Annotated in this window: 19 protein-coding genes; 11 read left to right on the top strand and 8 right to left on the bottom strand. The window is 64.0% G+C overall.

The genetic code is table 11. The annotated features are described in order from the left end of the window. Positions 1 to 83 precede the first annotated feature (83 nt). From D3D01_RS06225 to D3D01_RS06200, 6 genes are all read left to right on the top strand, one after another. A complete protein-coding gene (locus tag D3D01_RS06225) occupies positions 84 to 668 on the top strand; it encodes a YqaA family protein (RefSeq protein ID WP_053967496.1) in 585 nt (194 codons plus the stop codon). A gap of 66 nt (positions 669 to 734) precedes the next feature. Next, positions 735 to 2,882 (top strand): methionine--tRNA ligase, encoded by a 2,148-nt coding sequence (metG, locus tag D3D01_RS06220; protein WP_121511596.1) that lies wholly within the window; start codon positions 735 to 737, stop codon positions 2,880 to 2,882. Positions 2,883 to 2,927: 45 nt separating this feature from the next. Then, entirely contained in the window at positions 2,928 to 3,296 is a 369-nt protein-coding gene (locus tag D3D01_RS06215; protein WP_121511595.1) for a hypothetical protein, read from the top strand. A 70-nt stretch (positions 3,297 to 3,366) separates the two neighbouring features. Next, positions 3,367 to 3,963 (top strand): NfeD family protein, encoded by a 597-nt coding sequence (locus D3D01_RS06210; protein WP_101350734.1) that lies wholly within the window; start codon positions 3,367 to 3,369, stop codon positions 3,961 to 3,963. 71 nt (positions 3,964 to 4,034) lie between these two features. After that, complete coding sequence (locus D3D01_RS06205) at positions 4,035 to 5,225, top strand: SPFH domain-containing protein (RefSeq protein ID WP_053967492.1); 1,191 nt, start codon at positions 4,035 to 4,037, stop codon at positions 5,223 to 5,225. 50 nt (positions 5,226 to 5,275) lie between these two features. Next, the gene (locus tag D3D01_RS06200; protein WP_121511594.1) at positions 5,276 to 5,881 is read left to right on the top strand and encodes a MarR family transcriptional regulator; all 606 of its coding nucleotides are present in this window, start codon (positions 5,276 to 5,278) and stop codon (positions 5,879 to 5,881) included. A 37-nt stretch (positions 5,882 to 5,918) separates the two neighbouring features. Here the strand turns inward: D3D01_RS06200 and D3D01_RS06195 are convergent, their stop codons facing one another. Both D3D01_RS06195 and D3D01_RS06190 read right to left on the bottom strand, forming a co-directional pair. After that, positions 5,919 to 7,787: a PAS domain S-box protein gene (locus D3D01_RS06195; protein ID WP_121511593.1), complete on the bottom strand. Its 1,869-nt coding sequence runs from the start codon at positions 7,785 to 7,787 to the stop codon at positions 5,919 to 5,921. A gap of 160 nt (positions 7,788 to 7,947) precedes the next feature. Further along, a complete protein-coding gene (locus tag D3D01_RS06190; RefSeq protein ID WP_101350737.1) occupies positions 7,948 to 8,190 on the bottom strand; it encodes a hypothetical protein in 243 nt (80 codons plus the stop codon). Positions 8,191 to 8,429: 239 nt separating this feature from the next. Between D3D01_RS06190 and D3D01_RS06185 the strand changes: the two genes are divergently transcribed. After that, a complete protein-coding gene (locus D3D01_RS06185) occupies positions 8,430 to 8,828 on the top strand; it encodes a TRAM domain-containing protein (RefSeq protein ID WP_121511592.1) in 399 nt (132 codons plus the stop codon). A gap of 2 nt (positions 8,829 to 8,830) precedes the next feature. Here the strand turns inward: D3D01_RS06185 and D3D01_RS06180 are convergent, their stop codons facing one another. Genes D3D01_RS06180 through D3D01_RS06170 form a run of 3 tightly spaced genes read right to left on the bottom strand, consistent with a single transcriptional unit; the run spans position 8,831 to position 10,654 of the window. Next, the gene (locus D3D01_RS06180) at positions 8,831 to 9,556 is read right to left on the bottom strand and encodes a YkgJ family cysteine cluster protein (protein WP_121511591.1); all 726 of its coding nucleotides are present in this window, start codon (positions 9,554 to 9,556) and stop codon (positions 8,831 to 8,833) included. Positions 9,557 to 9,589: 33 nt separating this feature from the next. Then, positions 9,590 to 10,375, bottom strand: coding sequence for an MBL fold metallo-hydrolase (locus D3D01_RS06175; protein WP_121511590.1), 786 nt, complete (start codon positions 10,373 to 10,375; stop codon positions 9,590 to 9,592). A 9-nt stretch (positions 10,376 to 10,384) separates the two neighbouring features. Next, complete coding sequence (locus D3D01_RS06170; RefSeq protein ID WP_005537824.1) at positions 10,385 to 10,654, bottom strand: helix-turn-helix domain-containing protein; 270 nt, start codon at positions 10,652 to 10,654, stop codon at positions 10,385 to 10,387. A 249-nt stretch (positions 10,655 to 10,903) separates the two neighbouring features. Here D3D01_RS06170 and D3D01_RS06165 point away from each other — a divergent pair, with 249 nt between their 5' ends. Beyond that, positions 10,904 to 11,608 carry a class I SAM-dependent methyltransferase gene (locus D3D01_RS06165; protein WP_004517150.1) on the top strand — a complete coding sequence of 235 codons (705 nt, stop codon included), beginning with the start codon at positions 10,904 to 10,906 and terminating at the stop codon, positions 11,606 to 11,608. A gap of 93 nt (positions 11,609 to 11,701) precedes the next feature. Continuing rightward, the gene (locus tag D3D01_RS06160) at positions 11,702 to 12,607 is read left to right on the top strand and encodes a glycosyltransferase family 2 protein (RefSeq protein WP_101350741.1); all 906 of its coding nucleotides are present in this window, start codon (positions 11,702 to 11,704) and stop codon (positions 12,605 to 12,607) included. A gap of 44 nt (positions 12,608 to 12,651) precedes the next feature. Here the strand turns inward: D3D01_RS06160 and D3D01_RS06155 are convergent, their stop codons facing one another. Continuing rightward, on the bottom strand, positions 12,652 to 13,461 hold the full coding sequence (locus D3D01_RS06155) for an amidohydrolase family protein (protein ID WP_101350742.1): 810 nt from the start codon (positions 13,459 to 13,461) through the stop codon (positions 12,652 to 12,654). Between the two features lie 176 nt (positions 13,462 to 13,637). On the opposite strand from D3D01_RS06155, the gene thsA reads away from it, so the two are divergent. Then, positions 13,638 to 15,197 (top strand): thermosome subunit alpha, encoded by a 1,560-nt coding sequence (gene thsA, locus D3D01_RS06150; RefSeq protein WP_101350743.1) that lies wholly within the window; start codon positions 13,638 to 13,640, stop codon positions 15,195 to 15,197. A 73-nt stretch (positions 15,198 to 15,270) separates the two neighbouring features. Here the strand turns inward: thsA and D3D01_RS06145 are convergent, their stop codons facing one another. Both D3D01_RS06145 and D3D01_RS23990 read right to left on the bottom strand, forming a co-directional pair. Then, positions 15,271 to 15,702: a DUF371 domain-containing protein gene (locus D3D01_RS06145; RefSeq protein ID WP_121511589.1), complete on the bottom strand. Its 432-nt coding sequence runs from the start codon at positions 15,700 to 15,702 to the stop codon at positions 15,271 to 15,273. Between the two features lie 26 nt (positions 15,703 to 15,728). Continuing rightward, entirely contained in the window at positions 15,729 to 15,902 is a 174-nt protein-coding gene (locus D3D01_RS23990) for a hypothetical protein (protein ID WP_199722308.1), read from the bottom strand. 108 nt (positions 15,903 to 16,010) lie between these two features. Between D3D01_RS23990 and D3D01_RS06140 the strand changes: the two genes are divergently transcribed. Further along, entirely contained in the window at positions 16,011 to 17,855 is a 1,845-nt protein-coding gene (locus tag D3D01_RS06140; RefSeq protein WP_121511588.1) for a hydrolase, read from the top strand. Positions 17,856 to 17,957 lie beyond the last annotated feature (102 nt).

The following is a 17,957-nucleotide window of genomic DNA, read 5'->3' as shown; positions in this document are numbered from 1 at the left end:
TCTCTAGTGTCAAACGTATCCGTACTGAGCGCTCCCGAGAAGACATACGAAGGTTTAGAAGTGCCTGTTTGCTACAGAGAGACGTGGACTTGGTAGTACCGACCGCAGCGTTCATCGCCTTCATCGGTGACTGTACGACCGCTGGCACCCCACTGTCGCCGCTCGAAGAAGCCGTCTGTACGGCCACTGGTCCGACCGGACTGGGTATCATCGCGGTGTACTCGTTTCTGATCGCGTTCATTCTCCCGCTTCCGAGCGAGGTCGTGCTGGTTCCGGCCGAAACCCTTCGACTTGGACTCTCCACAAACGGGAATCTGGTGGCGATTATCATCGTCAGTGGTCTGGGGAAGGCGTTTGGCAGTCTCGTCGCCTTCCATATCGGTCAGGAGGCAAAGGAGTACGGCCCGCTCGTTCGCCGAATCAAGCGCTCACGGTTCAACATCATCGAGTGGTCGGAAAAGAAGACGGTCCAGCTAGCACAGAAGTACGGGTACGTCGGTCTGGCGCTCGCGCTCTGTGTGCCGTTTTTCCCCGACACCATCTCTATCTACGCGTTCACCGTCCTCGAACGCGACTACTATCGGTTCGGCGCAGCGACGTTCTTCGGCAGTGCCGGACGGCTCGTCGTGACACTCGGGCTGGCAGGCGGTACGCTCGCGTTGCTGTGACCCCGGAGCGCGGCCACCACGCCGAAACCAACCCCCTTTTGACCCGTCGGTGGCACACGAACAGGTATGAGCAACGACGAGTTTCCGACGGACCAGCCGGCGGTCGTGACCTGTGGGTTGCCCTACGCGAACGGTGACTTACACGTCGGCCACCTCAGGACGTATGTCGACGGAGACGCGCTGTCACGCGCTCTCCGACGGATCGGTCAGCAGACGGCGTTCGTTTCGGGATCGGACATGCACGGCACGCCAGTAGCGGTCAACGCCGCCGAAGCAGGCGTCGAGCCGCGAGAGTTCGCGCTTGACTTCCATGAGACCTACGCCGAGACGTTCCCGCAGTTCAACATCGAATTCGACAACTACGGGCACACCGACGACGAGACCAACGTCGAACTCACTCAGTCGTTCGTCCGCTCGTGGGTCGAAAACGACCACGTCCACGAAAAGGAAATAGAGGTCGCCTGGGACACCGAGGAGGACCAGCCCCTCCCCGACCGCTATGTTGAGGGGACCTGTCCCTACTGCGGGGAGCAGGCCCGCGGCGACGAGTGCGATGAGGGATGCCAGCGCCACCTCGAACCCGGCGAAATCGAGGACCCCGTCTCGACGCTGACGGGCAACCCCGCCGAGTACCGCACCCGCGAGCACAAGTTCCTCCGCCTCTCGGACTTCCAGGAGTACCTCCAGGGCTTCCTCGACCGACTCGAAGGGACCGACAACGCCCAGAACCAGCCCCGCGAGTGGATTGAGGGCGAGCTACAGGACCTCTGTATCACTCGGGACATGGACTGGGGCGTCGACTATCCCGAGGACGTCGACGGCGGGGAGGATCTGGTGCTGTACGTCTGGGTCGACGCACCTATCGAGTACGTCGCCTCGACGAAGCAGTACTCCGAGCGCGTCGGCGACGATGAGTACAACTGGGAACAGGTCTGGAAGGTCGACGGCGAAGAGCGCCACGATACCGAGTGGGACGACGACTGGAGCGAGGACAACGGCGAGATAATCCACGTCATCGGCCGCGACATCATCCAGCACCACGCCGTCTTCTGGCCCGCCATGCTGCGGGGCGCGGGCTACAACGAGCCCCGGGCCATCCTCGCGACCGGCTTCGTCGGCATCGACGGCAAGGCCCTCTCGACCTCGCGAAACCGTGCTGTCTGGGCCGACGAGTACCTCGACGCCGGCTTCCACCCCGACCTGTTCCGGTACTACATTGCCACCGGAGCGGAACTGGACACCGACGTGGACTTCTCCTGGGACCGCTTCCAGGAGCGGGTCAACGGCGAACTCGTCGGCAACGTCGGCAACTTCATCTACCGCTCGCTGCTGTTCGCCGAGCGCAACTACGACGGGACGCCCGACGCGCCCGTCAGCGACGACGTGCGCGAACGCATCGAGGCGGCCATCGACGACTTCGAGGCCGCCGTCCGCGAGTACGACGTGCGCGCCCTCGCCGAAATCGCCATCGAGCTGTCGAACTACGGCAACGAGTACATCCAGCGCAACGAGCCGTGGAACCTCGTCGACGACGACCCCGAGGAAGCCGAGCAGGTCATCCGCGACTGCGTCCAGCTGACGAAGGCCGTCGCGGTGCTCATCCAGCCCGTCCTGCCGGGCAAAGCCGAGCGCCTGTGGGGCCAGCTGGGCGAGCAGGGGTCGGTCGCCGACGTGACCCTCGACAGCGCGCTCGAAGCGCCGCCGGCCGAGTTCGGCGAGCCCGCGGAGCTGTTCGAGCAAGTCGAGGATGACCACATCGAGGCGCTGAACGAGGAGCTACAGGAGCGCGTTGAGGCGGCCGGCGACGACGAGTCCGAGGATGATGACGGCGAGGACGCCGGCGACGAAGCGGACGACGGGGATACGGACGCCGCCGACCTCCAGCCGCTTGTCGAGGAGCGGATCAGTTTCGATGACTTCGAGGGCGTCGACATGCGCGTCGGCGAGATACGTAGCGCCGAGCCGGTCGAGGGCGCGGACAAGCTTCTCAAGTTAGCGGTCGATATCGGCCACGAGGTCCGGCAGGTCGTCGCCGGCCTCCGACAGCTCCACGACGCCGAGGACCTCCCCGGAACGCGCGTCATCCTGCTTGCGAACATGGAGAAAGCCGAGCTGTTCGGCATCGAATCCAACGGGATGGTGCTGGCCGCCGGCGACGAGGCGGACCTGCTGACGACGCACGCGGACGCGCCGCTGGGGACCCGCATCAAATAATCGCAGTCGCCAGCGCTTTTGTAGTCACGGCACGTACCGCGGACCATGGATGACGACGGGGCCGCACGAGACGATGCGGCCGCTACGGGTGATACGTTCACCGAGGAGTACGAACTGGCGACGGAAGCCGACGTTATTCAGGTCGAGGACGACCCAGATAGCGACGCGGCTGACGACGTGGAGGGCGCGGTCGCCGGCTCGCTCGCTCCGGACCTCGAGGTGACGCCCGACGCGCCGAAGCCTGAGAATGTCGTCTTCGTCGCGCTGGGGGTCTGTATCGCAATCCTCGCGCTCGGACGGATGTTCCTCGGAGCGGAGATGTACACACCGTCCGTACTCGGCGGCGTAGTCCTGTCCGTCGCGCTCGGAACCGCAGTACTGTACGGGTTCTTCGTCCGGACGAGCGACGCGTAACGCTACAGCAGTGCCGGGCGTGTCACGCCCGACCCCGACACTTAATCCTGCTCCGACACTAGGTGAGAGCATGGTGAATCCGCTGGCGACAGTTGCCCTGCTGCAGGCCGAACCACTGTTAGGTATGTCGCTCTCCATTCTGCTGTTTCTGGCCGGCGCGGGCCTCATCGTGGGCGAGGCGCTCGCCCCCGGAACCCACTTTTTCGTTCTCGGCGTGGCCCTGCTGACGGCAGGGCTGGTCGGGCTGTTCATTCCAGCAAGCCTCGGTATCCTCGCCCCACTCATCCTTACTGTCGTTGTCCTTGCAACGACAGCGGTCACGCTCTGGGGGTATCGAAAGCTCGACTTCGCCGCACCGGGCCGGGGCCAGACGCTCAGCTCTGACTCGCTTACGGGCCAGTTCGGAACGGTTACCGAGCGCGTAACCCGAAGCGACGGCGAGGTCAAACTGGAAGACGGCGGTTTCAATCCCTATTATCAGGCTCGCAGTTCCGGCGATCCCATTGAGGAGGGGACGGAAGTAATCGTCATCGACCCGGGCGGCGGGAACGTCCTGGAAGTCGAAGCGGTGGAGGCGGCAGGCGACGAAATCGACCGCGCGCTCGAACGTGACCGAAACCGGAGCGATGCGGACGCCGAGCCGGAGCGAGAGTCCGAGCGGGCGTAGGTGTGCAATTCGGTAGTTTGTGACAGGGACACCGAAGCCTTTTCATTGCGCGCTCCGGAGTTCTGATTGTCATGTTCCCCGCGACAGCACCGCTGCAAGGTCTGGGAGGACTCGTCGGTTTCGTTACCGTAATCTTCCTCCTGATCGCCATCGCGCTGGTGTACTCCAGCGTCGTGATCATCCGCCCGTACCAGAAAGGTGCCTACACGGTCCTTGGTACCTATCGCGGCGTCCTCGACCAGGGGATTCACTTCATCTATCCCTTTGTCTCCGACGTGACGCGGTTCGATATGCGTACCCAGACGCTTGACGTGCCGCGGCAAGAGGCTATCACCCGCGACAACTCGCCGGTGACCGCCGACGCCGTCGTCTACATCAAGGTGATGGACCCGAAGAAGGCGTTCCTCGAAGTCGACAACTACGAACGTGCCGTCTCCAACCTCGCCCAGACGACCCTTCGTGCCGTCCTAGGTGACATGGAACTGGACGACACGCTGAACAAGCGGGGTGAAATCAACGCCCGCATCCGGAAAGAGCTGGACGAACCCACCGACGAGTGGGGTGTCCGCGTCGAGAGCGTGGAGGTCCGCGAGGTCAACCCCTCGAAGGACGTCCAGCAGGCGATGGAGCAACAGACCTCCGCCGAGCGGAAACGCCGTGCCATGATCCTGGAAGCCCAGGGTGAACGGCGCTCCGCCATCGAGACGGCCGAAGGTGACAAGCAGTCTAACATCATCCGCGCACAGGGTGAGAAACAGAGCCAGATTCTGGAAGCACAGGGTGACGCAATTTCGACCGTCCTGCGTGCGAAATCCGCCGAGTCGATGGGCGAGCGCGCCGTCATCGACAAGGGGATGGAGACGCTCGCGGAAATCGGTCAGGGCGAGTCGACGAAGTTCATCCTCCCGCAGGAGCTTACCTCGCTGGTGGGCCGCTACGGCAAGCACCTCCAGGGCTCCGACGTGAAGGAGAACGGTCACTCGCTGGAAGCGCTTGACTTCGACGACGAGACCCGCGAGATGCTTGGTCTGGACGATATCGAGGAAATCCTCGGCCAGATCGACGAGGAAGCGCAGGTCGATGTCGAAGCGATGGAAGAGGAAGCCCAGAAGATCAAACACGGCGAAGACTCCGGCGTCGACAGCGCCGACGACGTCATTGAGGAGATGGACGCTGAGATAGACAACGACTCGGGCACGACTGACGTGGCCGGCGGTCCCGACGACACGACGCGAACGTCGGAAGTCGACAAAGACAACTAACTGAGAATCAGGCGAAGACGTTTTATTACCGACCCACCTTTTCGGTAGCAATGACACGTGAGGGCGACGTGGACGAGGATAAACGAGCGACACTCCGTCGCTTTGCCGCCCTCGGTGCAGCGAGCCCGTTTGCCCGCTTCGGCGACAGCGGAAGCGAGAGCGACGCGCCCGATGCCATCGCCGGGTACGTCTCGGCACACCCCGGGACCCACTTCTCGAAGCTTCGTGACGACCTCAAACTCGGGACTGGTGAGGCCCAGCACCACCTCCACCGGCTGGAAAACGAGGCCGTCGTCACGTCACAGAAGGACGGCGACTACCGCAGGTACTTCCCGGCCGGGCAGTTCTCCGAGTTCGAACAGGTGGCGCTTGGTTACCTGCGGCGCTCGACGGCCCGCGGGATGCTCGTCACGCTCCTCCGCCGCCCGGAGGCGACGGCGTCGGAACTGGCCACTGAACTGGACGTCTCACGGCCGACGGTGAGCAACTACGCCGCCGATCTGGAGGCCGCCGGGCTCCTGTCCAGAGAAGACGGCTACGCAGTTACGGAACCCGAAACCGTGCTGACACTGCTGATTCGGTACGCCGATTCGTTCGGCGACGATGTGGCCGCGTTAGCCGGCGAGGCCGACTCGCTACTGCGGTACGACCCGTGACGCTCGGGTTCCGGCTGTCAACCCAGCCGCGTCCGTCTCACCCCCCTTCGACGATGCTTGTTATCTCGAACCTGGCCCCGCCCGCCTCGCTGTCGGTCACGCTCACATCCCATCCGTGGACGGCGGCGATGTCAGCGACGATTGCGAGGCCGAGGCCGGTGCCGTCAGACGCGGTCGAGTAGCCGGCTTCGAACACCGCGTCCCGCTCGTCCTCGGGGACGCCCGGCCCGTCGTCGGCGACGTAGAACCCGCTTTCGTCGTCGATGTCGCCGACCGTGACCGTCACGTCGTCGCCAGGATCGACGACAGCATCTGACTGGGGCGGTGTGGAACTGTGTTCGACGGCCCCATCCTTCCCCGTGGTGGGAAGGGACCCGTGTGCGACGCTGTTCCGGAACAGGTTCTCCAGCAGGCGACGCAGCCGCCGGGGGTCCGCGACGACGACGCTGTCGGTGTCGGTCTCTAAGGTCGCGTCCCCAGTTTCGACGGTCTGCCAGCAGGCGGTCGCGGCGGTGTGTAAGTCGACCGGCTCGGTGGTCGTCGCCTCGCGGCCGTCGCGTGCGAGCGTCAGGATGTCGTCGATGAGCGTCTGCATCCGCTGGTGGGCGCTGTCGATGCTGTCGAGATGGTCGTCGGTATCTTCCTGCCGGGCCAGCTCCAAGTGGCCCTGCGCGACCGTCAGCGGCCCCTGAAGGTCGTGGCTGACGACGCTGGCAAAGGATTCGAGCCGCTCGTTCTGGACGCGGAGCCGGCGCTCACGTTCCTTCTGTTCGGTGATGTCCTGGATGAACCCCCGGACCGTGCGGCGTTCCGCGTCCTCGACTCGTTTGCCGCGGGTCCGGACCCACCGACAGTCGCCTGTCGCGGTGATGAGCCTGACTTCGAGGTCATACGGTTCCCCGTCTTCGAGGGCCGCATCGACGGCGTCCGCGACCGTCTCCCTGTCTTCGGGATGGTAGAACGACAGCCCACCTTCGACTGTCGGCTCGAAGTCGTCGTCGACCTCGTGGATGCGGCGGGTGCCCGCTGTCCAGGTCGACATCCCGCTTTCGTCGAACTCCCACGCGCCGAGGTCACCCAGTTCCTCCGCCTCGGCGAAGAAGTCCCGTAGCTGGGCGAGGTTCCGCTCGCGCTCGATACGCTCGGTGACCTCCTGACAGTGCGAGAAGATAGTGACGACATCGCCCGCGTCGTCGGTGACGAGACGGTTGTGCCACTCGACCATGATACGCTCGCCGTCTTTCCGGACGTTCTCGTCGACGCTGTGGTAGCCGCCGCTGGCCTCACTGAGGGCAGAGGTGACCGCGTTGACGTCGTCGTAGCTGTCCGGACTCACGAACACCTCCCACGTCTCCCCGAGCAGTTCGTCTTCGGTGTAGCCGAATATCTCGGTGAGGGTGTCGTTGACCCGAACGATTTCGAAGTCGGAGTCGAACTCAACGAAGCCCAGCGGCGACTGGTCGATAAACAGCGACAGCCGGTCCGTGCTCTCTTCGAGCGCCTGCTGTGACCGGTACTGTTGGACGGCGTTGGTGATGCGGTTGGCCAGAAGTGCGTAGTGGCTGGTGTCAGACGTCTTCTGCAGGTAGTCGGTGACGCCAGCCGAAATAGCATCCCCGGCGACTGCTTCGCTGCCTCGGCCCGTGTACAGAATAAAGGGTAGCTCCGGGTACGCCTCGCGGACGGATTCAAGGAGGTCGATGCCGCTTTCGCCGGGCATCTCGTAGTCCGAGACGATGCAGTCGAACGTCGCCGATTCGAGTCGGGCCAGCCCCTCCGATGCACTCGTCGCGGTCTCGATGTCGAACGCGGCCCGCTCTCGTTCGAGAAACGCCGCCGTCGTCTCCGCGTACTGCAGGTCGTCGTCGACGTGGAGGACTCGAATCGGGGAACCAGCCTCTCCCATTACTGGGTCCGACTATGCCGTCAACTGTTATGAATATGCACATTCAGCTCGTCAGACAGAGGCATGCATCTCAAGGGGTCGTGACTGACGGAAAAGTGAGCGACGACACCGAACCGTCTCTGCGCGGGGGACAGTACCGCTCGTTCGGCGGAGTCCGGGCTTAAGCTTCGACCATCCACGTTGTCGAGGAGGAGTAGCCCCACTTCTCGACGGCCACGTCGTGGTCGCCGTCGGCGATTGCGGTCATGTTCGTGCCGACTTCCTTCGCCGAGAGCCCGAGTTCGTCGCCGATAAGCCGGGACTTGAAATACGTCTGGTCGTCAGCATTGGAACGGAGATACTCCAGAATACGTCGCTGCTTGTCCGAGAGCGGACTGTCGGTGGGTTGTGCGGTGGCGCTCATTAGTACAGTTACTAGCAGCACCGAGACACCCTTATTGGATTTGGTACAGACGGTTAACGGCCCGCAGTCTTGCGGTTTTCTCTCATTCGAAGCGGGCATACTGCCGCGAGTTGGGCCACGCGACAGTCGGTTGGTACAGGCGGGAAACACCGCGGTCGCTCGCGGGGCCGCCGGCGGCCGCTCGCTCCGGCAGTTCTTTAGTAATGGGCCGTTTTGTGGCCGAACGGAGGTCTATCACATTGGAAATCTCGGATCAACTGCTGTGTCTGTTCAGTGCCGATATCCGCGACGAGGGGGACCGGTACGTCGTAGAGATCCCTCGTCGAGAGGTCGAGACGGGCGCAGTCGACTCGGGCAGTACCTACCGCGTTGCGCTTATCTCCGCAGACGAGGGGACAGAGGCGGACGAGGAGACAGTGGCGGAGACGCCACCGGATCAGCCACAACCGCCGGTCGAACCGGGTGAGACGCGCTACGTCGAGATTGAAGACATCGGCAAGCAGGGCGACGGTATCGCCCGCGTCGAGCGCGGCTATGTCATCATCGTTCCGGGAGCCGAAATCGACGAACGTGTCAAGATCGAAGTGACCGAGGTCAAGTCGAACTTCGCGGTCGGCGAAATCATCGACGACGTGTGACGCTACTCGTAGGGGCTGCCGTCTGGGCGCTTGGCTCCTTCGGAGTCGTGGACGACGACCTGTCCGGCTGACTGGTCGACTGGCCGGTAGTTGTCGCGGACGCCGATTGCTTCCGTCAGTTCTCGAACGGCGCGCTCCTTGAGCGCTGCTGCCAACTCCTCGGCGTCGGCTCTGGACATATCCCGACCGAGCCCCTCACATTCGTGGGCCCGGACCATCCCCGCCTCGTCGACGGCTTCGCCCATCGGCTGGCTCGTCCCGCCGAGCGCGACGCTGAACGGGTAGGTCCGGCAAATGAGCGGGCGGTCACCGTGGACCGTACAGGCACCCGTGCCGCCGTCCTCAGCGTAGAACGTACAGTCGCCGCAGTCATCGGTCTGGAGCGCCCACTCAAACGTCTCGCCTTCGGGGCCGTCAGGGCCGTCAGCCAGTCCGTACGGCATCGGTCGAGCCACGTCGCGGAAGTCGTACTCCCCGGTCGCCTGTAGCTGCCGGATCTCGTCGGGAAACACCGTCGCAGTGTGGGGTTCAGCATCGGTTTCAGCGGACTTGGGCTGCTCGTCGGACCCATCGGGTCCGTCACTCGCGCCACCCGCACTACACGCTGACTCGGCCTTGCAGCAGGCTCCACAGCGGGTGCATTCGAACCCGATCGTCTCGATTGCGTCGGCCAAGTCCGACTCGTCGAGGGCACGGGCCCGTTCAAGTTCGGTTTCCAAGGAGTCCACAGCATCGCTAGCGGGCCGACGGGCAAAAAGGCGTCACTCCGCCGGGTTCGGCACGGCCCGGTCGCCGTCCCACGAGAGCGCGCCTTCGACAGCGAGTTTCTCAATGTGGGCCAGCACCGTCGCGCGGGCCAGGTCGCGCACGCCGGTGAGGTCCTTTTCGTAGGCGGCGTCGAGGATTTCGTCCAGCGTAGTGGCGCCGTGGTCGACAGCGTCCCGAACACGCCGCTCACGCTCCAGTCGGTGATTGATGAGTCGTGCACAGGTCTCCCGTGGCGTCTCGATACGCGGGCCGTGACCCGGTAACAGCACGTCGGGATTTCTGGCGTGGAGGCGGCGCAGTGACGCGAGATAGGCCCGAACGTCGCCCTCGGGTGCACCGACGACGACGCTGCCCTCAGCGACGGCGAGGTCGCCGGAGACGACGGCCCCGTCTGTTGCGAAGGCAACGTGCTCCGGCGCGTGTCCCGGCGTATCGATGACGGTCACTGGGCCGGCATCAGTCGGAATCGTCGTCCCCCCGCTGAACAGTCTGTCCGGGGAAACGCCGGTCGTAGCTTCGAACGCGCCTGCTCGACCGTGGCGCGCCCACACCGTCGCGTCCGTCTCTCCGGCGTAGTGTGCAACGGCACCAGCGTGGTCAGGGTGATGGTGCGTGAGCGCAATGTGGGCGAGGGTGCGGTCGCTGAGAAGCGAATCGAGCGCATCGTTCGTCGCCGCAGGGTCCACGAGAAGGGCCGCCTCGTCGCCGCAAACGTACGCCGCCGTGTTGCCAGTTGGTGCCCGTGTCGGGACGGGTACGTCGGCCCGCTGCCAGTTCATGCCGGCCGGTCAGACCGTGAGGAAATAAACCTGTTTGCGTGCGTCGGTGAAACTATACCGCGAGTCTACCAGATCGGACTCCTCCAGCCGGTTCAGCGCATACCTGACAGTACGGTCCGGGAGCAGCGAGTTCTCGGCCAGATCGCCCTGTGACAACGGAGCATCGTCTTCCAGCACCTTCGCGACGAGCTTCGCGCTCGGCGGGAGTTCACGCAGCGTGTCGCGGAACTCCTCATCGGTGAACGGTGCCGGTGCAGCGTTTTCAGTTAATGCGCTCATAGTGGCTGATATTCCAGACTTACTGGTAAAACTTGGCTATATGCATGACCAAACAATACAGATTCTATGAAGTGTTTAATGTATCCTTATACAAAACCGCCATCGTGCGGTTCCGGCCGGTAGCAGGAATACGTGCCCGGAACTTTCAGGGCCAGGAGTGTGGCCGGTTCCGGATTGACTGGAAAACAACCCGACCAATGAAAGGGGATTCCAGTATCGTTTTATCCCCCGCGGGGTGAGCAATACACCGTGAAAGGGCAGGAGTGGTATCAGGCCGACACCGTGGCCGAAGAGTACGAGGCCAAGCGGTTCTCCCGTGGTGGTCGGCTGATCGACCGACGCGAGAAGCAGGCCGTCCTCGACGCAATCGGCCCCGTGGCCGATAAGGACGTATTAGAGGTAGCTTGCGGGACCGGCCGGTTCACTGTGATGCTGGCCGAGCGCGGCGCGAACATCACCGGGCTGGACATCTCGGGACCGATGCTCCAGCAGGGCCGTGAGAAAGCACAGGCGACCGGTGTCGACGACCACGTGGAGTTCATGCGGGGCGACGCTGCCCGACTCCCGTTCCCGGACGACCATTTCGACACTGTGTTTGCGATGCGCTTTTTCCATCTGGCGGACACACCTGCGGCGTTTCTCGCGGAGATGCGCCGCGTCTCGAAGGAGCAAGTCTTCTTCGATACGTTCAACCGGTTTTCCACCCGGTCGATATACAACTGGGCGCTCCCGATGGGGTCGCGGCTCTACTCCCGCTGGGAGATCGACCGGCTGTTAGACGGGGCCGGACTGGAACTGACCGACGCGAACCACGACTGGCTCCTTCCGTACGGGTTTTATCGGAAGATTCCGAACGAACTGGCCGCCTCGTTCCGCTCGCTCGATACGGCGCTTGGCGGCACACCGCTCGGCGAAAAGTTGGCGTCGGTGTCGTACTGGAACACCCACGTGTAGCGCATCGCCGCTCAAACGCTCCCGGTTTTGTAGCGGAGAGTTCGCGTCCGCCTCCCGCGACTTTTAAGCGCCTTCGCCGTCCTACCCAGAGGTATGGATATCTCGGTAGTGGTCCCGACGTTGAACGGCCGGGAAGAGCTGGCCGGCTGTCTGGACGCACTCACCGAGCAGGTTCCGGATGCGGAAGTAATCGTCGTCAACGGCCCGTCAGCCGACGGGACGACTGGCATGATCCGCGACCGGGACGACGTGTCTATTCTCGTCGAAATCGCCGACCGCTCGGTGACAGTCGCCCGCAACGCTGGCATCGACCGGGCGACGGGGGACGTTATCGCGCTCGTCCATCAGTCGCTCTCAGTCGAGTCCGGCTGGGCTGACGCCGTGAGAGACGGGCTTTCGGGGACCGCGCAAGCCATCACCGGACCGACACACCAGCAACTGTGGGCCGGGATGACGACCGAAACAGAAGAAACACGGACGATAGCCGGCCGCGACGTGACGTATTTCAACCCCGGCAACGTCGCGTTCGATGCCGAGGTACTGGAAGCACTGGACGGATTCGACGAGTATCTGAATGTCGGCAGCGCCCGGGACTTCGCACACCGGATGGCCGCCAGTGAGTACGGTGTCGACTGGAGCACAAAAATGTGTGTCAGCCGCGAGTTCGAGGCCGACGGCGGCATCGCAGAGACCGACTGGAACTGGAAGTACCGCTCGCTCGCGTATCGACTTGTGAAAAACTACAACGTCCGGCCGACTGTGGTGCGGCGACTCCTCAGCCACGCGATCGGTGACGCGAAAGACGCGCTGGTCGATGTCGTGCGCGGGGAGACGACGCCGTCGCAGTGGCTCGGCAACGGGCAGGACGTGTTCGGCGGCGTCGGGTCGGGAATCGTCGACGGAGTCAGGGCACGCGTGACCGACCGGACACTCCGCCGGAATCCGAACGGTCGGTCCGCGCGTGCGGACCGCGCAGTGACTGTGTACGACTGGCGGTAACCCACGACTGTCGCCCGTTCTACCGGTGTGGCGGCTGCCGGCGATCAGGGCGCCAGCGCTTCGATGACGCGGTTTGGATTGTTCGAGAACACCTTGCGCATCGCGTCTTCGGGGACATCCAGTGTCAGAATCTCCATGACAGCCACGTTCGGGTGAACGCTGGGGACGCCGCTCCCGAAGAGAACACGGTCAGGATGTTCCAGAACCGCCCGTTCCATCGGCCCCCGGTAGCGGACCGCGCTGGTGTCGAGATACAGATTGTCGTGGGCCGCCAGCAGGTCGATGGCTCGTTCCATCAGGTCCTGCCGAAGTGGATGCGCGCCGAAGTGTGAGAGAATGACCGGGAAGTCGTACGATAGCAGCGATTCGGCGACAGTTTCGGGCGGGAACCCTTCGCCGCCGTGGACGATAACGGGCAGCGACACTGACTCCAGTTCTGCGAGGACTTCGTCATCGGGTAGCCCGTCGGTCGGTGGATGGAGCTTGAAGCCGTAGAACCGGTCGTCGTAGGCGTACTGTTCGATGTCCGCAGGCGAGGTATGGTCATCTGTGCGACTACTTGCGAGGTTGCGAAGCGCCGACCCGGGGCCGGACCCCGGGTCCCGAGCGCCGTTGACTCTGGCGAAGGCGACCATCGGTCGCTCGACGGTCATCCGGGCGACGGCGTTGTTCGCTTTCAGATACGACCCGTCTCGCTCGCCAGGGAAGACGACGGAGCGGACGACGCCGGCCTGGTGCATCTCCCGTTCCAGTTGCTCCGGGTCACCCATGCCGTCTCGGGGCCGGCGCTGCTCGTCGGGTTCCAGCCGTGCGTGCACGTCGACGACCCGAAAGCCGTGCTCCAGCTCCAGCATCTACTATACGGTGTGTATAGACCCATATTAAAAGATGTGTAGGTCCGGCCAGGATTACAGAGACAGGAACCGCGCTGTCGCCCAACGAGCGGTCTGCGCCGTTGGAAAGTTTTATATAGAACCGCTTGCCTTGTCTTAAGTGAGGTTCAACACATATGTCATCTGGCCAGCGACGCATGGGCGGCCAGCCTCTTTTCATCCTTGATGAGGACGCCCAGCGCACACACGGAAAGGACGCACAGTCATCGAACATCTCCGCCGGAAAGGCCGTAAGCGAGTCCGTACGGACCACGCTCGGTCCCCGCGGCATGGACAAGATGCTCGTCTCCGACGACGGTGATGTGGTTATCACCAACGACGGGGCGACCATCCTTTCCGAGATGGACATCGAACACCCCGCGGCCCAGATGATCGTCGAGGTCGCCCAGACCCAGGAGGACGAAGTGGGCGACGGAACGACGACCGCGTCCGTGCTGGCCGGGGAACTGCTGACGAAAGGCGAGGACCTGCTCGACGACGACGTCCACCCGACGACAATCGTCGAGGGATACTCCGCTGCCGCCGAACTCGCACAGGAGGCCATCAACGAGATCGTCCTCGATGTCGACCTCGACGACGAGACGCTCGTCGAAGTCGCCGAATCATCGATGACCGGCAAGGGCACTGGTGATGTCGAGGCCGAGAAACTCGCCGAAGTCGTCGTCGACGCCGTCCGTCACGCCAAGAGCGACAACGGCGTTCGCCGGGACAACATCGAAGTCCACACCCAGACGGGTGCGGCTTCCTCCGCGACCAAGCTCGTCGAAGGCGTCATCGTTGACGAGACGGCCGTCCACGACAACATGCCGTCCTCGGTCGAGAACGCGTCCATCGCGGTCATCGACACCGAGCTCGACGTCCGCGAGAGCAACATCGACGCCGAGTACAACGTCTCTAGCGTCGACCAGCTCAACGCCGCACTCGACGCCGAAGAGAGCGAACTGCAGGGCTACGCCGAGGAAGTCGTCGAGAGCGGCGCTGACGTCGCCTTCGTCACCGAGGACGTCGCCGACCGCGTCGCCTCCCAGCTCGCCAAGGAAGGCGTCTTCGTCGCCGACAGCATCAGCTCCTCGACCGCGAAGGACATCGTTGAGGCGACCGGCGCAAAGCGCGTCGGCTCCCTCGAAGCCCTTGATGAGGACGCGCTCGGCCACGCTGACAGTGTCGATGTCGAAAAGCAGGGCGACGACGACGTGACGTTCATTACCGGCGGCGCGACCGCCGAGTCCGTCACAGTTATCGCTCGCGGCTCCACCGAACACGTCGTCGACGAACTCGAACGCGCGCTCAACGACGCGCTCGACGTGGTCATCGCCGCGCTCGACGCTGGCGGTGTGGTCCCCGGCGCAGGCGCCACGGAGATTGCCATCGCCGACCACATCCGCTCCGAAGCGGCGTCAATCGAGGGCCGCAAGCAGCTCGCCGTCGAAGCGTTCGCCGACGCTGTCGACGTCCTGCCCCGCACGCTCGCCGAGAACACGGGTCTCGATGCCATCGACGCGCTCGTCGACCTCCGCGCCGAACACGAGAGCGAGGGCATCGCTGGCGTCATCAGCGAAGGCCAGACTGGTGTCGTTGCTGACCCCGTCGAGTACGGCATCCTTGACCCCGCCGCCGTCAAGCGCGAAGCGGTCGACTCCGCCACCGAGGCGGCGACGATGATCGTCCGCATCGACGACGTTATTTCGTCGAGCTAAGCTGGTTTAGACGTCAAACCTGTTTTCTTTTGACCGCGCCAGAGAGCGGCGCGACCGCTGTAGAAACCACCGCTCAGTCGCCGCTGGGCTCGACAGAAAGCGTCAGCGTCGCATCGGCCCCGTCAGCGAGCGCTTCGACGAGGTCCCGGTCCACGTCGCCGGCCGCCGCGTCGGCGTTTACCATCACAGTCCGGTCATCGACGTAGTCGCTTGTCCGCAGGACGTGGCTGCGGTCGTTCTCGAAAGACAGGTCGGGGTGGCCGGTTCCGGTCACGGTAACAGTGTGGTCACCAGCCTCGATAATCGCCGTAATCGTCGCGTCGGCGTCCTGGCAGGCCGCTACGAACTTCTCATCGAAGTCGGCGGGGACGCGGTCAGCTTCGATAGCTAGAATGCAGTCACCGGCCGGTGTCAGAAAGTCGTCGCTCGTCGCTTCTAGCGTGCTCGCGTGCTCGCCGGCGACGTTCTCGTGGCCCTGTGCGTGGACCACTTCTTCGAGTGTCATACCTCTCGCTCGCCGCCGGGCATACTTCAGCGGGACGACTCGGAGCGGACGACGGTAACCGTCACCGCACCGCAGACGCACTCGTGCGCTTCGCGGCGGCCAGCGTCGGTCTCGAACACCAGCGCCGGCTCCCCGAGCGAGCGCTCGCAGTGCTGGGCCTCGCAGGTCGGTGTCGCTGCCTCGTGCAGTTCAGTGAGCATATCTGGATAATAGGTGGCTACCTATGTCAAAGCGAGCCGTCCCCGCAGTGAAAGTGAAAGTGAAGGCGTGGGGCAAAGGATATGCCCTCGGGGAACGGGCCACAAGGTATGTCGCTGGAGTGGCGCGGCGCGGCGGTTGCGCCGGACGACGAGATGCCGTCCCCGGAGGCGTGGGAACCGGTGTCGGTGCCCGGCCGGCCAGAACAGTTCGCCGGCGCCGAGGCCGTGGCCTACGAAACGACGTTCTCGGACCCGCGGGACGAGAGCGACGCACACGCCCTGCTCGTACTGAACGGAACATACGCGCACACACGCGTGTGGTGCAACGGCGATTTACTCAGCAGCCACGATGCCTACTTCGAACCGCTCCGGATTCGCCTCCCCGAGAGCGAGGAGTACAGGATCGTCGTGGAGTGTCGCACGCCAGAGGACCGCTTTGGCGGCCTGCACGCGACCGACCAGCTTCCGCCGGAGCGCTGCGTCCCAGGCATCTGGTGGGATGCGAGCATCGAAACCAGACCGGACCCCTGCGTGAGCGAGCTTTCAGTCCAGCCACAGGTGTCGGAAGAAGACGTGTCCGATGCGACGGTCGAGGTGTCGGCGACCGTCCTGACCGAAGAGCCGCTCGACGACCGGATAACCCTCTCTCTGCGGCCGGAAGGGGACGTGCGTGGCGGCGGAATGATGGATCGGGCCCGCGTCTCGACCAATGACGAGCGGACAACGGTGGCCTACACGATGGACGTGCGCGACCCATCACTGTGGTGGCCCCACGACCGCGGCGAGCAGTCCCGCTACGTTCTCAGGGCGAAGCTCGGCGACGACGAGCACTCGGTGACGACGGGACTGCGCACCGTCTCCTACGACGACGGCCTGCGGGTCAACGGCGAGGCCGTGCCCGTTCGCGGCGTAACGCTGCTGGACCCAACTGTTGAAGATGTCGCACGGGCTGTCGACGCCAATGCAAATCTGGTTCGGATTCGGGCACAGGGAACGCCGCCCGAAGTGGCCCGCGCCTGTGACGACCACGGCGTCCTGCTCTGGCAGGACCTCCCGCTGTCGGGCCCTGGTTCATTCGACCGCGAACGAGGAATTTCCCTCGCAACGCGGATCGATACGACCTACGCACAGCATCCCAGTTTCGCGGCGGTCGGTGTTCACGACGAGCCAGTATCTCCGTACGCTGACGGGCTGGGCTCTGGGTTCCTCGACAGACTTCGCGTCCGATGGCGCGCTTGGCGAGCCGGCTACGACAGCACGGACGCCAAGTCAGTGGCCGGGAGCGTCGACGCCGTTCCGACGTTTCCGGTGGTCGGTCCGCCCGGAATCGCTCCCGACGCGGCCACGCTGTACCCGGGGTGGCAGTATGCCGACACGGCCGACCTCCCGTGGCTCTGTTCCACGTTCGGCGTTGGCGATGTCGTCGCCGGTTTTGGTGCCGGATCCCTGGGAACGCCAGATCCGGGCGATACTCCTGGGTTCGATAGCGCCTGCCACGACCGCCACGTCGAGGGTGGAGTCGAAGCGTCGCAGGCGTATCAGGCCAGCGTCGTCCGCGAGGTTGCCGAGTCGCTCCGGCGCCGCGCCACGCCACTCATGATCATAGATAGCCTCCGAGATGTCGGTGACGCCGGTATGGGTCTGCTCACCACGGATGGCACCGAGAAGACGGCGTTCAGTGTCCTTGCCGACTGTTACGAGCCCACGCAGGTAATACTCTCGGACCCAGCACCCGGCGAGCGGGATGTCGTCGTCCTCCACGACCGTCCAGAAAAAGCGGACCTCACCGTGGAATGGGACTGCAACGGGGACCGCGAACAGGCCGAACACACTGTCGGTCCGTTCGCCCGCGTCACCGTCGACACGCTTACTCTTTCAGCCGGTGACGACGTGACGCTCGCCGCCACCGACGGCCAGACTGTCGTCAAGAACGAGTACCGTATTAGCGAGTGATATATGTCCGTGATATACAAGGGAACCACGGACGATAGTGACCGTCTCGCCCCCGAAATAGGGCGTGTGAGACGTTGACGCGGTATTCAGTGCACCGGAATG

The organism is Haloarcula sp. Atlit-7R, from assembly GCF_003666065.1.
GTDB lineage: Archaea > Halobacteriota > Halobacteria > Halobacteriales > Haloarculaceae > Haloarcula > Haloarcula taiwanensis.
Note: the sequence above shows the minus strand (reverse complement) of the source record. Positions and strands in the feature narration are given on the sequence as shown.